Annotated in this window: 12 protein-coding genes; 3 read left to right on the top strand and 9 right to left on the bottom strand. The window is 67.5% G+C overall.

Translation table 11 applies throughout. The features are described 5' to 3' along the window. Positions 1–2 precede the first annotated feature (2 nt). Entirely contained in the window at positions 3–596 is a 594-nt protein-coding gene (gene pcaG, locus WK25_RS23390) for a protocatechuate 3,4-dioxygenase subunit alpha (protein ID WP_040139642.1), read from the top strand. Between the two features lie 478 nt (positions 597–1,074). On the opposite strand, the gene WK25_RS23380 is transcribed toward pcaG, so the two are convergent. From WK25_RS23380 to WK25_RS23340, 9 genes are all read right to left on the bottom strand, one after another. Next, positions 1,075–1,854 (bottom strand): AraC family transcriptional regulator, encoded by a 780-nt coding sequence (locus tag WK25_RS23380; RefSeq protein ID WP_040139641.1) that lies wholly within the window; start codon positions 1,852–1,854, stop codon positions 1,075–1,077. A 148-nt stretch (positions 1,855–2,002) separates the two neighbouring features. Beyond that, the gene (locus tag WK25_RS23375; RefSeq protein ID WP_040139640.1) at positions 2,003–2,830 is read right to left on the bottom strand and encodes a M55 family metallopeptidase; all 828 of its coding nucleotides are present in this window, start codon (positions 2,828–2,830) and stop codon (positions 2,003–2,005) included. Further along, positions 2,827–3,936 carry a P1 family peptidase gene (locus WK25_RS23370; RefSeq protein WP_069242875.1) on the bottom strand — a complete coding sequence of 370 codons (1,110 nt, stop codon included), beginning with the start codon at positions 3,934–3,936 and terminating at the stop codon, positions 2,827–2,829. Before WK25_RS23370 ends, WK25_RS23375 begins: the two co-directional genes overlap by 4 nt. Next, positions 3,936–4,829, bottom strand: a complete 894-nt coding sequence (gsiD, locus tag WK25_RS23365; RefSeq protein WP_040139638.1) for a glutathione ABC transporter permease GsiD — start codon at positions 4,827–4,829, stop codon at positions 3,936–3,938. The genes WK25_RS23370 and gsiD overlap by 1 nt, the downstream gene beginning before the upstream one ends. 7 nt (positions 4,830–4,836) lie before the next feature. Beyond that, positions 4,837–5,757, bottom strand: a complete 921-nt coding sequence (gene gsiC, locus WK25_RS23360; RefSeq protein ID WP_040139637.1) for a glutathione ABC transporter permease GsiC — start codon at positions 5,755–5,757, stop codon at positions 4,837–4,839. Positions 5,758–5,824: 67 nt separating this feature from the next. Next, positions 5,825–7,387: a glutathione ABC transporter substrate-binding protein GsiB gene (gene gsiB / locus WK25_RS23355; RefSeq protein ID WP_040139636.1), complete on the bottom strand. Its 1,563-nt coding sequence runs from the start codon at positions 7,385–7,387 to the stop codon at positions 5,825–5,827. 151 nt (positions 7,388–7,538) lie between these two features. Next, positions 7,539–9,461, bottom strand: coding sequence for a dipeptide ABC transporter ATP-binding protein (locus tag WK25_RS23350; RefSeq protein ID WP_069242874.1), 1,923 nt, complete (start codon positions 9,459–9,461; stop codon positions 7,539–7,541). 27 nt (positions 9,462–9,488) lie between these two features. Continuing rightward, positions 9,489–10,475 carry an isoaspartyl peptidase/L-asparaginase family protein gene (locus tag WK25_RS23345; RefSeq protein WP_069242873.1) on the bottom strand — a complete coding sequence of 329 codons (987 nt, stop codon included), beginning with the start codon at positions 10,473–10,475 and terminating at the stop codon, positions 9,489–9,491. Then, positions 10,472–11,422 carry a MurR/RpiR family transcriptional regulator gene (locus WK25_RS23340; protein WP_040139633.1) on the bottom strand — a complete coding sequence of 317 codons (951 nt, stop codon included), beginning with the start codon at positions 11,420–11,422 and terminating at the stop codon, positions 10,472–10,474. Before WK25_RS23340 ends, WK25_RS23345 begins: the two co-directional genes overlap by 4 nt. Positions 11,423–11,857: 435 nt before the next feature. Between WK25_RS23340 and WK25_RS23335 the strand changes: the two genes are divergently transcribed. Together WK25_RS23335 and WK25_RS23330 are read left to right on the top strand one after the other, a co-directional pair. After that, positions 11,858–13,129 (top strand): MFS transporter, encoded by a 1,272-nt coding sequence (locus WK25_RS23335; RefSeq protein WP_040139632.1) that lies wholly within the window; start codon positions 11,858–11,860, stop codon positions 13,127–13,129. 27 nt (positions 13,130–13,156) lie between these two features. Beyond that, entirely contained in the window at positions 13,157–15,577 is a 2,421-nt protein-coding gene (locus WK25_RS23330; protein ID WP_069242872.1) for a glycoside hydrolase family 31 protein, read from the top strand. Positions 15,578–15,639 lie beyond the last annotated feature (62 nt).

Raw genomic sequence — 15,639 nt, 5'->3', positions numbered from 1 at the left:
CCATGACGACGCTGAAGCAAACCCCTTCGCAGACGGTCGGCCCGTACTTCGCATACGGCCTCTGCCCGCAGCAATACGGCTACGACCTGAAGAGCCTGTTCACGCCGGCGATCGCGACGCCGGATGCCGAAGGCGAGCACGTGCTGCTGGTCGGGCAAGTGTTCGACGGCGACGGCAACGTCGTCAGCGACGCGGTGCTCGAATTTACGCAGGCAGACAGCGCGGGCCGCTATCCGGCGTCGCGTGACGACATCGCGCAGGCCGGCTTCACGGGCTTCGCCCGCGTCGGCACCGGCACGGACGCGCAGCACCGGTTCGTGGTCGAGACGGTGAAGCCGGGCCCCATCGCCGCCGGCGAAGCGCCGCACGTCAACGTGACCGTGATGATGCGCGGGATCCTTTCCCACGCGTTCACGCGCGTGTATTTCGACGACGAAGCCGACGCGAACGCGGCCGATCCGGTGCTGAACCTGGTGCCGGCCGAACGCCGCGCGACGCTCGTCGCGAAGCGCGACGCGCAGCCGGGACGGCCCGTCGTGTACCGCTTCGACATCCGCATGCAGGGGCCGGAAGAAACCGTGTTCTTCGACGTGTGATGTGATGCGCAAGCCGGCGCAGGCCGGCTGCGCGCTCCGAGCCGCCGCGCGGCGCGATACCAACCGGCATCGCATCGCGCGGCGGTTTTCGTTTTTGGACGCCGGCGTTCGATGCCGTGCCGCAGCACGCCCGCGCACGATGGTCAACACCGACGGTTCAACCCTTCCGGCCCCGCAATCGAACACGCGATTCAAACGCATGCTGCAAACGCACATCGATCGTGCGGCGAGCCCGATATTGTTTCGGCGTTACACGGCGTATGCTTCGTTATCTTCGGCGCGTCAACGGTATTGCATCAACGGAAGAAGCAATTTCACGACTTGACGAGCGCGGGCCGCGTAGCCGGCTGACCGCGCATCGCCCTGACCGAGTGCCTTTAAGCGCGTCTGACCGGAACCGGGCAGACGCGTTTTTTTCGTACGCCAGCGGGCGCACCGTGTAAGGCGCCCGCGTTGCGCCTCCGCCGTCCCGCGCCGACTAGCGGCGAACCTCGAGATACCGGCTCGGCGTATCGCCGAGGATGCGGCGGAACGCGGATGTGAAGGCGCTCGCGCTCGCGTATCCGAGCTCGAGCGCAACCCGCGTAACGGGCTGCCCGTCGCTCAGTCGCGTAATCGCCGCCAGCATGCACACCTGCTGGCGCCATGCGGCAAAGCTCACGCCCGTCTGCGCGCGGAACAGCCGCGTGAACGTGCGCCGGCTCACACCCGCATCGGTCGCCACCTGGTCGAGATCGGCCGCGATCGACGGCGACGCGAACAGATGCCGGCAGATCTTCGCGAGCCGCGCGTCGGTCGGCAGCGGCGCGTGCAGCGACAGACGCGGCATCGTCGCGATTTCCGCGACCAGCAGCGCCATCAGCTTGCCCGCGCGACCGTCGACGTCGTACATCGCGGGCACGTCGATCGCATCGTCGATCAGTTGCCGCAACAGCGGCGACACGCCGTACACGCCGCACTGGTCCGGCAGCCCGGCCGCGCGGGCCGCGTCGTCTGCCACGAACGTGTTGAACAGCGTAACCGGGCCGGTCATCGTCATGTCGTGCCGCACACCGGCCGGCACCCAGCATGCGCGCTGCGGCGGCACCAGCCAGCGGCCGTGCGGCGTCGACACGCTGAGCGTGCCGCGCGACGCAAAGGCGAACTGCCCGCGCCGATGCGCGTGCTCCGGAAACGTCGTACCGGCCGCGTAGTCGTTGGCGGTCACGACCACGCTACGCGGAATGTGTTCGTACGGATCTAGCAGCGTATTTCTCAAGGCCCGGGTTCCATCATCAATTCCCGGCATCGAAGGCGGGTCACCTTCGACCGGTCTACGATCCGCTCCGCGCTTGCGCGACCGGACGGCCGCACGACCCGACGGCCGAAACGGCCGGATAGCGACTTCAGCGGAGCGAACACACGCATTACCGCAACATGAACGACATCGCCGACAGGCTGTTCAGCGTGCGCACGACGTGCTCGACCGACGGCCCGTCGAAGCGCAGCGTCACCGCATCGACGCGCTCGAGCGACGGCAGCACGCAGAACAGATCGGCGAGCGCGGCCGTCTGCACGCGCAGCGTGCACGACGCCGGCGCGGGCCGATGCGCGGTCGCGCGCCAGCCGGCCGACAACGCATGCTCGACCGTTTCGCGCGCAGCGACGGCGATGCGCGCGCAGGACGCGGCCGGCGTCAGCGTGTCGCCGCTCGATGCACCGCCGGCCGTCTTCACCGTTTCGAATCGCGCGTCCGGGAACAGCGGCCGCGTTTCGTCGGCGAACACGTCGTCGCCCGACGCCAGCGCGACGTGCGCGCCGTATTCGCGCGCCAGCGCACCGTACAGCCCCGCTTCGCCGAGTTCGACGCCGTTCAGCCACACCTGCGTGAACGCGAAGTTGTTGATGGTGTGCGCGAGCACGCCGCGTGTCTGCGATTTCGCGTGGAAGCCGATCATGAACACCAGATCCGGCTGCTGTTCGAGCCCGGCCATCATCCCGAGCGTGCGCGGCTTGCCGAGCACGACGCGCGCACGTGCATCGAGCCCGTCGGGCAGCAGGTTGCGAAACCCGCCGTGGGAATCGTTGACCCAGACGGCCTGCGCACCGCCCGCGAACGCGCCTTCGATCGCCGCGTTCGCCTCGGCCGTCATCCAGCGGCGCGCACGCTCGTATTCCGGATTGCCGGCACGCGTCTGCTCGACGGCGAACACGCCGGCGACGCCTTCGATATCGGTCGAGATCAGAATCTTCATGACGGGTTGAGACGTCCTTCGTGGTCCTTGTTGAACAGATGTGCGAGATCGGGCACCGCATCGCGCAGCGATTGCCGCACGTGGCCGTCGCGCCCGGCCACGGTCACGGCATGCAGCAGCGCGTCGGCAATCGCGTGCTCGACGCTTTCGGCCGCGGCCATGAACAGCGGATCGAGTGCCGCGTCGGCCACGAGCGCCGGCAACGCGACGGTCGACGCGTCGTGCGCGATCGTGTATGCGGTGGAAAACGCGAGCGCGATGTCGCCGCTGCCGTGCCCGTAGACCGAACCGGTACGGGCAAGCCCCGCACCCGCGCGGCGGGCGAGCCGCGACAGCTGCCGCGCATCGAGCGGCGCATCGGTCGCGAGCAGCAGGATGATCGAGCCGTGTTCGGGCGGTGCCTCGTACGCCGCGCGTACCGCTTCCGTTTGCTGCGCGGGCGGGGTCGCCCGCCGCTGCGCGACGATGCGCCCAACCGGCACGCCGGCGAGCGTCAGCATCGGCAGCCGGCCGAAATTCGCGAGCACGAGCGCGCCGATCGTGTACGGCCTGCCGGCCGCGACGGCCACGCGCGACGCGGAGCCGATCCCGCCCTTCAGGTCGAAGCACGACATCCCGCGCCCGGCGCCGACCGCCCCGCGAGCGAAATCGCGCGACGCGGTGCGGCAAGCTTCGTCGTAATGCGCGGCCGTCACCGCGAACGCCTGGATGTCGTTCAGATAGCCGTCGTTGCACTCGAACACGAGCGGATTGACGGTCGGCCAGTCGCGGCCGATCTGCGGATTCGCGGCGGCCGCCGCGCGGATCTGCGCTTCAGCGACCGCGCCGACGCCGAACGTGTTCGTCAGCGCGATCGGCGTGTCGAGCGTGCCGAGTTCGTCGACTTGCACGAGCCCGGTGCTCTTGCCGAAGCCGTTGATCACTGCCGCACCGGCCGGCACCTTGCTGCGGTACAGGTCGCCCGCGTGCGGCTTCACGACGGTCACGCCCGTCTGCACGTCGCCGGCATCGAGCGTCGCATGGCCGACCGTGACGCCCGGCACGTCGGCAATCGTGCCGCGCGGCCCGCACGGCAGCGTCTCGCTCCACATCGTGGCCGCGCGCATCAGCGGCGCTCCAGCTTCGGGTCGAGCGCGTCGCGCAGCCCGTCGCCGAGCAGGTTGAACGCGAGCACGGTCAGGAAGATCGCGAGGCTCGGAAAGATCGCGACGTGCGGCGCGGTCACCATGTCTGCGCGTGCCTCGTTGAGCATCGCGCCCCACTCCGGCGTTGGCGGCTGCGCGCCGAGCCCGAGGAACGACAGGCTCGCGGCCGTGATGATCGACGTGCCGATCCGCATCGTGAAGTAGACGACGACCGACGACACGGTGCCCGGCAGAATGTGCCGCATGATGATCGTCCGGTCCGACGCGCCGATGCTGCGCGCGGCTTCCACGTAGGTCATGTGCTTGAGCATCAGCGTGTTGCCGCGTACGAGCCGCGCGAATGCCGGGATGCTGAAGATCGCGACCGCGCAGATCACGTTCACCATCCCGTTGCCGAGGATCGCAACCACGCCGATCGCGAGCAGGATCCCCGGGAACGCGAACAGCACGTCGGCGACGCGCATCGTGATGCGGTCCCACCAGCCTTCGTAGTAGCCGGCAAGCAGCCCGAAGAACGTGCCGACGAGCGCGCCGAGCGCGACCGAGAAGAAGCCCGCGGCGAGCGAGATGCGCGTACCGGCGACGATCCGGCTGAAGATGTCGCGACCGAGCGCGTCGACGCCGAACCAGTGCACGGCCGACGGCCCCGCGTTCAGCGCGTCGTAATCGAAATAGTTTTCCGGATCGAACGGCACGATGTGCGGGCCGACAAACGCAAGCACGACGAGCGCGAGCACGAAAGCACCGGCAACCAGCGCGACGGTCTGCTTGCGAAACTTGCGCCAGAATTCGCGCCACGGCGTGCGGATCGCGCTCGATGCGGCCGGCGCCGCGGGCTGGACAGTCGCGTTCATGCGCGCCTCACTTGAACCGGATGGTCGGGTTGATGACCGCGTACAGCACGTCCACGGTCAGGTTGATCAGGATGAATTCGAGCGAGAACAACAGCACGATCGCCTGGATCACCGGGTAGTCGCGCATCGTCACCGCGTCGACCAGCAGGCGTCCGAGGCCCGGCCAGTTGAACACGGCCTCGACGACGATCGAACCGCCGAGCAGGAAGCCGAACTGCAGCCCCATCATCGTGACGACCGGAATCATCGCGTTGCGCAGGCAATGCTTGAGCACGACCATCGGCTCGTGCACGCCCTTCGCGCGCGCGGTGCGCACGAAATCCTCGTTCAGCACCTCGACGAACGACGCGCGCGTGAACCGCGCCATCACGGCCGCAACCGCCGCGCCGAGCGTCAGCGACGGCAGCACGTAGCTCTTCCACGTGCCGTCCGGCACGACCGGCAGCCAGCCGAGCTTCACCGAGAAGATCTCCATCAGCAGCATGCCGAGCGCGAACGCCGGAAACGAGATGCCCGACACCGCGATCGTCATCCCGACGCGGTCGGGCCAGCGATTGCGCCATACCGCCGACGCGATCCCGATCGCCATCCCGAACGCCGTCGCCCACACCATGCTGACGAGCGTGAGCAGCAGCGTCGGCATGAACCGCTCGCCGATCTCGGTCGACACCGGCCGCTTGCTGCGCGTCGACGTGCCGAAATCGCCGTGCGCGATCTTCACGAAGAAGTTCGCGAACTGGGCGGGCAGCGGGCGGTCGAGGCCGAGATCGGCACGCACGAGCGCAACCGTCGCGTCGTCGGCCTCCGGGCCGGCCGCGAGCCGCGCCGGGTCGCCCGGCAGCAGGTGCACGAACAGGAACACCAGCACCGCGACGATCGCGAGCGTGGGCAGCAGGCCGAACAGGCGTTTGACGAGAAAATTCAGCATGGGGCACCGATCGAATCAGCGCGCCGGCAGCTTGTGCCGCCGGCGCCGCACAGCGGGCTGACCGCCGTCATTTCACCGAGATTTCGTCGAAGTTGAACGAACCGTCCGGCATCACGTACATCCCGTGCAGGCGCTTGCTGCGCGCATACACGATCTTCTCCTGCACGAGGAAGATCCACGGCGCGTCCGTCCACACCTGCTTTTGCGCGTCCGCGTACAGCGACGCCTTCTTCGCGCGGTCGGTGGTTTCGAGCGCCTTCGCGAGATCGTCGTCGACGGCGGCGTTCTTGTAGTACGCGGTGTTGTAGAGCTTCGGCGGCGCCGACGTGGACGCGAGCAGCGGCGACAGCGCCCAGTTCGCCTCGCCCGTCGACGCCGACCAGCCGCTGTAGTACATCCGCACCGGCGCAGTCTCCGGATCCTGCGCGCTCTCGACCTTCGCGACCCGCTCGCCGGCCTCCAGCGCCTGCACCTGCACCTTCACGCCGACTTGCGCGAGCTGCTGCTGCACGAACTGGATCAGCTTCTGTGCCGTCGAATGGTTGTACGCGGACCACAGCGTCGATTCGAAGCCGTTCGGATAGCCGGCCTCCTTCAGCAGCGCACGCGCCTTCGCCGGATCGTACGGCCACGGCCCGAGCTTCGTCGCGTATTCGACGCCAACCGGCGCGACGCCCGTTTGCGGCGTCGCATAGCCGGCGAACACGACCTTCGCGAGCGCTTCCTTGTTGACCGCGTAGTTCAGCGCTTCGCGCACCTTCGGATTGTCGAACGGCTTCTTCTGCGTGTTCAGCGAAATGTAGCGCTGGATGATCGACGGCCGCTCGATCAGCTCGACCTTCGGATTGCTCTTCAGGTCGGCCGCCTGCTCGAACGGAATCGTGAACGCGAAGTCGGCCTCGCCGGTCTTCAGCAACGCCGCGCGCGTGTTGTTGTCCACCACCGGCTTCCAGTCGATCGAATCGACCTTCGGGTAGCCCTTCTTCCAGTAGCCGGCAAACTTCTTCACCTTCATGTCGTCGGTCTGCTTCCATTCGACGAACTCGAACGGCCCGGTGCCGACCGGATGCAGCGACACGTCGCGCCCCCACTTCTTCAGCGCGGCCGGCGAGATCATCACCGCCGACGGATGCGCGAGCGTGTTGATGAACGCGGAGAACGGCTCGCGGAGCGTGAAGCGCACCGTCATCGGATCGACCACTTCCGTCTTCTCGATCACGCGAAACAACCCGTAGCGCTTCAGCTTGTTCGCCGGATCGGTCACACGGTCGAAGTTCGCCTTCACCGCGGCAGCGTTGAAGTCGGTCCCATCGTGGAACTTCACGCCCGGGCGCAGCTTGACCGTGTACGTCTTCGCGTCGGGGCTCGCTTCGTAGCTCGTCGCGAGCACGTTCACGAGCTTCATGTCCTTGTCGAAACCGAACAACCCTTCGTAGAACGACTTGACGACGGCCTGCGACACGGTGTCGTTCGCGTCGTACGGGTCCATCGTCGTGAACGTCGAGTACACCGCGACCACCACGTTCTGCTGCGCGAACGCAGGCAGCGCGGCCGTCAGCGCGAACGCACCGGCAAGCGCGACGAGGGATGCACGCGGACGAAACATCGGGAACGAATGCGGCTTGTTCATGTTGCTGGGCTCCTGTTGGTGAATCGGTGACGCCTCTCGGGCGTTTCGGTTTCGACTTCCTGCTGCGTTGCGCGCATCGCGCGCTTGCGGGACTGTCACGACGCGACCGGCCCGCGGGCACTCAATTCAACACACCTCGATTCCACTCACGTCAATACGCGCCGCCGACGCGATGCGTCGCGACGTAATGATCGGGACCGACCGCGACGAGCGGCGCAACCGCCGGCTCGTCGCCGGCCGCGCGGATCGGACTCGGAATCTCGTCGGCCGCGAGCTGGCGCGGCGCGTGCCGGCGCGCCGGGTCGGCCACCGGCACCGCGCTCATCAGCTTCTTCGTATACGGATGCTGCGGCGCCTCGAACACCGCGCGGCGCGGGCCGATCTCGACGATCTGGCCGAGATACATGACCGCGACGCGATGGCTGATGCGCTCGACCACGGCCATGTCGTGCGAGATGAACAGATACGCGACACCGAGTTCGCGTTGCAGGTCGAGCATCAGGTTGACGATCTGCGCCTGCACCGACACATCGAGTGCCGACACCGATTCGTCGGCGATCACGACCTTCGGGTTCAGCGCGAGCGCGCGTGCGATCGCGATCCGCTGACGCTGGCCGCCCGAGAACTCGTGCGGATAGCGGCGCGCGGCCTCCGGCGGCAGCCCGACCTTGTCGAGCAGCCAGTCGACGCGCGCCTGCGCGTCGCGGCCGCTCGCGACGCCGTGCACCAGCAGCGGCTCCATGATCGAGAAACCGACGGTCAGCCGCGGGTTCAGCGACGCGAACGGATCCTGGAAGATGAACTGGATGTTCCGGCGCAGCGCCTGCAGGTCCGCCCCCTTCAGCGCGCCGATGTCGCGGCCGTCGAACTCGATCGCGCCGCTCTGCGATTCGACGAGACGCAGCAGCGAGCGACCGGTCGTCGACTTGCCGCAGCCCGACTCGCCGACGAGCGCGAGCGTCTCGCCCGCGCGCAGCTCGAAGCTCACCCGCTCGACCGCATGCACGTACTGCGACACGCGCCCGAACACGCCGCTCTTCACCGGAAAGCGCGTGACGAGGTCGCGCACGCGCAGGATCGGCGGCGCCTCGGGATCGACGTGCGGCTGCCTGTCGGCTGGTGCGCCGCCTGCGTCGCGTGCATCGTCCGCCTCAGGCGCGGACGCGGCCACGCTCGTGCCGTCCACTTTCAGCAGCGGAAATTTCTCGGGGACATCGGTGCCGTGCATCGAACCGAGACGCGGCACCGCCGCGAGCAGCGCGCGCGTGTAGCGATGCGCGGGCGTCGTGAAGATCCGCTCGGACTCACCCTCCTCGACCTTCTCGCCGCGATACATCACGAGCACGCGATCGGCCACCTCGGCGACCACGCCCATGTCGTGCGTGATGAAAATCACGCCCATGTTCATTTCGTCCTGCAGGCCGCGGATCAGTTGGAGGATCTGCGCCTGGATCGTCACGTCGAGCGCGGTCGTCGGCTCGTCGGCGATCAGCAGCGCAGGCCGGCATGACAGCGCCATCGCGATCATCACGCGCTGTCGCATCCCGCCTGACAGCTGATGCGGATAGCGCACGAACACGCGGCGCGACTCCGGAATGCGCACGAGATCGAGCAGCCGCAGCGCTTCCGCGCGCGCTTCGGTCGCGCTCTTCGACTGGTGCAGCGCGATCGCCTCGCTGATCTGGTCGCCAACCGTAAACACCGGATTCAGCGACGTCATCGGTTCCTGGAAGATCATCGCGATGTCCGCGCCGCGGATGCCGCGCATCGTCGCCGCGCTCGCCTGTGCGAGATCGACGATCGTGCCGCCGCGCCGCCGCAGCGCGATCCGGCCGCTGGTAATCTCGCCGCCGCCATGCTCGACGAGCCGCATCAGCGCGAGCGACGTCACCGACTTGCCGGAGCCCGATTCGCCGACGATCGCGAGCGTCTCGCCGCGATCGACGTGAAACGACACGTTGCGCACCGCGTCGAACGTCGCGTTTTCGCGGCGGAACATCACCGACAGGTCGTCGACGGCGACGACCCGCTGTTCCGGCAACGTCAGCGCGGCAGTGTTTCGGCTCGAAGTCATGCGAAGCTCTCCTCGTGCGATCCGCAATCAGGCTGCATCGTCGCGATAGATGCCTACCACCGGCGTCTCGCCGACGCGCGCGTAGCCGCGATACATCCCTTCCGTATTGAACGGCATCGCGACGTTGCCGCGCGCGTCGACTGCCACGATCCCGCCGCGGCCGGCGAGGCGCGGCAGCTTGTTCATCACGACGTCGTGCGCGGCGTCGGCGAGCGATGCGCCGCGATACGCGATCTGCGCGGCGATGTCGTGCGCGGTTGCGAGCCGGATGAACATCTCGCCGGTGCCGGTCGCCGATACCGCGCAGGTTGCGTCGTCCGCGTAGCAGCCGGCACCGATGATCGGCGAATCGCCGACGCGCCCCGGCTGCTTGTTCGTGATGCCGCCGGTCGACGTCGCCGCGGCGACATGACCATTGACGTCGCATGCGACCGCACCGACCGTGCCGTGCTTGCGGTCGGGATCGAGCGGTTCCGGCGCACGCGCGGCGCCAAACGCGAACGTTGCCGCGTCGTGGTCGAGCATCGCACCGGCCGACGCACGCGCCTTTAACCATTGCGCATGGCGCGCTTCGGTGTCGAAGTACCCGGGTTCGACGAGTTCGAGCCCCTGCGCGGCCGCGAACGCGTCGGCGCCTGCGCCCGCGAACAGCACGTGCTCGCTCGCCTCCATCACGCGTCGCGCGGCAAGGACCGGATTGCGTACGCGAGTCGCGCAGCAGATCGCGCCGGCCGCGAGCGTCGCGCCGTCCATCACCGCCGCGTCGAGTTCATGCTTGCCTTCGGCCGTATAGACGGCGCCCCGCCCGGCATTGAACAGCGGACAGTCCTCGAGCATCCGCACCGCGACGGTCACGGCATCGAGCGCGCTGCCGCCGTCGGCGAGCACCTGCTGCGCGGCGTGCAGGATCGCGGTCAGCTCCGCGCGGTACTGGCGTTCGGTGTCGGAATCCATCGCGTCGCGCAGGATCGTGCCTGCGCCGCCATGAATCGCGACGATCGCGGATGAAGTCATGATTTTTTCGGCCCGGTGGAAGAAGGTTTGGCAGCCGGCAGCGCCGCTTGCGGCTGGACCAGCCACGGCAGCAGGAATTCGGTCATTTCGGCGGCCGACTTCGCGGACCGGTGCGTCCGCAGCGCAACCGCATCGATCAGCGCCTCGATCATCGTCAGCACCGCCGCTTCCGACGTGGCTGCAAATCGTCGCTCGGCCTTCACGTACAGGTTCAGCGAAGCGATCGGCGCGAGCGGCGAGCCGGGACCGTCGGAAATGCCGAGCACACGCGCACCGCGCGCCGCCGCCCGGCGCGCAAGTTCGATCGTGTCCTTCACGTAGCGCGGAAACGCGAGGGCGATCACGAGATCGCGCGCGTCGGCCGTATATAGCCGCCGCGCCGCATGCGACGGGCCGCCGAGCAATGCCAGCGACTGCACGTTGTCGTGACATACCGACAGGCCGTGCTCCATGAGCCCGGTCAGGAACGCACTCGAGCCGGCGCCGAGAATCAGCACGCGCCGCGCGCCGACGATCGCCTCGACGGCGGCTTCGACGTCGGCCGCATCCAGCTGCGCGCGCGTGTTCTCGATGTTCGCGACGGCCTGGTCGAACACTGCGTCGATCCACGCAGCGCCGCGCACGCCGTTCTCCTGTTCCTGCTCCTGCGCGGAACGCAGCCGCTCGACCGGCCCAAGCGTCGCCTCGAAGCCGCGCACCAGCGCCGCGCGCATCGCCGGGTAGCCGTCGAAGCCGAGCGCCTTCGCGAAGCGATTCGCTGTCGCGATCGATGCGTTGACCGCCTGTGCGAGTTCGTCGATCCGCATCGTCGCGGCGCGAAACGGATTCGCGAGCACGAACTCGCCCATCCGGCGGTGGATCGGCGTCATCCGCGGCATGGCCGACGCGATGCGCTCCGCGATCGCGGATTCATCGTGACCGGCATCGTGCGAAACGAGAGGCGTCATGCGAATCGATTTGCAAGGTAGATGAAAATCAATTTACACGCTCCATCACGCGGAAAAAAATAAATTTTCATCAGGGTTGTCACGCCCCGCCCTATTTGCGCGGACTGCCGCGGTTGCGCCGCAGCCCACGCAGATACGCGTTTCAGTCGCTCGGCAGGACATTGGCAGCTGATCTGCGTCCGCTCATCGGGAAAACCCGGATCACGTTCGTTCGAATGCAGATTCGCGTTGACCGGATTCGAATTCGAACATACGATGTTCGAAAATGGTCAGTCATCAGATAACATTGGCTTTCGATCAGCGCGAAATGTTCGATTGAACACCGATATTCTGCTGAAATTCCGACGGACCGACGACCCTCAACATCGGACATCGTACAAACAAGACCGCTCACACCGCCGTTGCGCGGCGGCTCGAACGGATCAGGAGACGGCAGTGAAGACAGTCAAGGCGTTGCGCTGGTGGATCATCGTGCTGGTATGTCTCGGCACGATCCTGAACTACCTCGCACGAAATTCCCTCGCGGTGCTCGCACCGGAACTGAAGCAGGTATTCGCGATTTCGACGCAGCAGTACTCGTACATCGTCGGCGCGTTCCAGATCGGCTACACGATCATGCAACCGGTGTGCGGATTCGTCGTCGACCTGATCGGGCTGCGGCTCGGGTTCGCGCTGTTCGCGATGCTGTGGTCGGTGGTCGGCGTCGCGCACGGCTTCGCGTCGGGCTGGTTGTCGCTGGGCATCCTGCGCGGCTTGCTCGGGCTGTTCGAGGCCGCCGCGATTCCGTCGGGGATGAAAGCGGTCGCCGAATGGTTTCCGGATCGCGAGAAATCGGTTGCCGTCGGCTATTTCAATGCGGGCACGTCGCTGGGCGCCGCGATCGCGCCGCCGCTCGTCGTGTTCATCTCGATGCGGTTCGGCTGGCAATCCGCGTTCATGGTCACCGGTGCGCTCGGCTTCGTGTGGGCTGCGCTGTGGTACACGCAGTACCGGTCGCCGGCCGTTCACCCGCGCATCACGGCGCAGGAGCGCACGCTGATCCGCGACGGCCAGGCCACGATGCCGGCCGTGTCGAAGCGACGGATTCGCGACGTCGTCACCGCTCGCCGCTTCTGGGCGATCGCGCTGCCGCGCTTCTTCGCGGAACCCGCATGGCAGACCTTCAGCTTCTGGATCCCGCTGTATCTGGCGACCGAGCGGCACATGGCGCTCACGCAGATCGCCGTCTTCGCGTGGATGCCGTTCCTCGCGGCCGACCTCGGCGGCATCGCCGGCGGCTACCTGTCGCCCTACCTCGCGAATCGCTTCAAGCTGCCGCTCGTGTGGTCGCGCGTCGCCGGCGTCGCGCTCGGCGCGGTGCTGATGCTCGGACCGGCGATGATCGGGCTCGTGTCGTCGCCGTACACGGCCATCGCGCTGTTCTGCGTCGGCGGCTTCGCGCACCAGATGATCTCCGCGCTCGTCAATACGCTGTCCGCCGACGTGTTCGATCCCGAGGAAGTCGGCACCGCCAGCGGCTTCGCGGGCATGGCCGCGTGGATCGGCGGGCTCGGCTTCTCGCTGCTGGTCGGCGCGCTCGCCGACAAGATCGGCTACGCGCCGCTGTTCGCGTGCCTCGGCCTGTTCGACATCATCGGCGTCACGCTGCTCGCGGTGCTGATTCGCGGCCAGTCGAAGCAGGAACGGCTGCTTGCGCAGCACGCCTGACATCCGTTTTCACCAGGAATCGCTTTCATGACTTCGCTTCTTCATCCGCCCGTGTTCCGCGTCGCGTCGCGGCACGCGAATCGCATCCTGCTCGCGTCCGACGCGGGCGCCACCGTCGAGCTCTTCGTGCTCGAGGACGACATCGTGCGCGTGCGCGTGCTGCCCGACGCGACGCCGCGCAACCCGCGCACGTGGACGATCGCGCCCGGCCTCGACGACGTTCCGCTCGACGGACGCGACCGTCTCGATCTGAGCGGCTTCGCGCTGCCGCACTATGACTTCGTCGAAGACGACGACGCCGTGCGCATCGAAACCGCGCAGATTCGTGTCGTGGTGAACCGGCAAGGCGGTCGCTGCACGTGGTCGATGCGCGGTGCCGACGGCGCGTGGCGCGTCGTGCTCGCCGACCGTGCAACGCAGGCGTACAACTTCGGCTGGTGGGACGAGCGCGCATATCACTACGTCGCGCGCGAGCGCAGCGACAAGGTGTTCGGTCTCGGCGAACGCGCGGGCGAGCTCGACCGCACCGGCGCGCGCTTCGAGATGCGCAACATCGACGCGATGGGCTACAGCGCGAAGCACACCGACCCGCTCTACAAGCACATTCCGTTCTACATCACCTGGTCGCCCGACGCGCGCGGGGGCTTCGGGCTGTTCTACGACACGCTGTCGGACTGCACGTTCGACATGGGCCGCGAACTCGACAACTACCACGGGCTCTATCGCTATTTCGTCGCGGAGCACGGCGATCTGGACTACTACTTCATCGCATCGCCCGATACACCGCTCGCGGCCGCCCGCCGCTTCACGTGGCTCACCGGGCGCCCCGCGCGCACACCGAAATGGGGGCTCGGCTATTCGGGCTCCACGATGAGCTACACCGATGCGCCCGACGCGCAGCAGCAGATGAACCAGTTCGTCGAACAGTGCGACGCGCACGACATCCTGTGCGATTCGTTTCACCTGTCGTCCGGCTACACGTCGATCGGCGCGAAGCGCTACGTGTTCAACTGGAACCGCGAAAAGTTTCCCGATCCGAATGGTTTCGTGCAGCACTACCGGGACCACGGCATCCGCCTGTGCGCGAACATCAAGCCGTGCCTGCTGCGCGATCATCCGGCGTTCGACGAAGCCGCGCAACGCGGGCTGCTGATCCGTTCCGCGTCGGGCGAGCCCGCATGGGTGCAGTTCTGGGACGAGGTCGGCGCGTACATCGACTTCACGCAACCGCAAGCGTATCGCTGGTGGCAGGAGCAAGTCACGTCGGCGCTCCTCGAATACGGGATCGCATCGACTTGGAACGACAACAACGAATACGAGATCTGGTCGCCCGACGCGATCGCGCATGGCTTCGGCGCACCGTTTCCGGCGCGCGAAGCAAAGGTGCTGCAGACGATGCTGATGATGCGCGCGTCGCGCGACGCGCAGCGTGCGCACGCTCCTGCGCAGCGGCCGTTCCTCGTGTCGCGTTCGGGCGGCGCCGGCATGCAGCGTTACGTGCAGACGTGGTCCGGCGACAACTACACGTCGTGGGAGACGCTGCGCTACAACCTGAAGATGGGACTCGGGCTTTCGCTGTCGGGCGTATCGAACATCGGCCACGACATCGGCGGCTTCTCCGGCCCCGCGCCGTCCCCCGAGCTGCTGCTGCGCTGGGTGCAGTTCGGCATCTTCATGCCGCGCTTCAGCATCCATTCGTGGAATGACGACGGCACCGTCAACGAACCGTGGATGTATCCGGAGATCGCCGCGCAGATCGCATCGCTGATCAAACAGCGCTATCGGCTGCTGCCTTACCTGTATCACCTGCTGTGGCTGTCGACCACGCGCTACGAGCCCGTACTGCGGCCAACCCTCGCCGACTTCCCCGGCGATGCGCGCTGCTACGACGCATGCGACGACATGATGCTCGGCGACGCGCTGCTCGTCGCGCCGGTCGTCGAGCCGGGCCGCACGGAGCGTGCGGTTTACCTGCCGTCCGGCGCCCGCTGGATTTGCTGCACGAGCGCGCAGTCGTTCGAAGGCGGCGCGGACGTGACGCTGCCCGCGCCGCTCGACACGCCGGTGATGCTGTTGCGCGAAGGCCGCGTGCTGCCGCTGAACGTCGCCGAGCAAAGGTTCGGCGCGCGCGCGGACACACGCGGCTTCCTCGTTGCGCCGCGCACCGAGGACGGCGTGGCGCACGGCGAGTGTGTGGAGGACGACGGCGAAACCGAAGCCTGGCGCGACGGTGAATACGGGCTGTGGCGCATTGAGACCGGGCGCGCGGCATCGGGCGAACTCGACGTGTCCGTCCGCTGGGACGGCCGCATGAACCGCCCCGCCGAGCGCGTCGAAATCCTTTTGCCGGCGTCGCTGCAGGGCGCGCTTGCCGTGCGCGGCGCCCGCATCGAACACGATGTGCGGGACGGCGCCTGGCGTCGCATCGTCGTGGCCCTCGGCGGCTGACCGCGCGAGCGCGGATCAACGCCTGACCCTTCGATCGGGCGGGCCGTACACGCGGCCCGCCA

Origin of the sequence: Burkholderia latens (assembly GCF_001718795.1) — a bacterium.
Taxonomy (GTDB): domain Bacteria; phylum Pseudomonadota; class Gammaproteobacteria; order Burkholderiales; family Burkholderiaceae; genus Burkholderia; species Burkholderia latens_A.
Note: the sequence above shows the minus strand (reverse complement) of the source record. Positions and strands in the feature narration are given on the sequence as shown.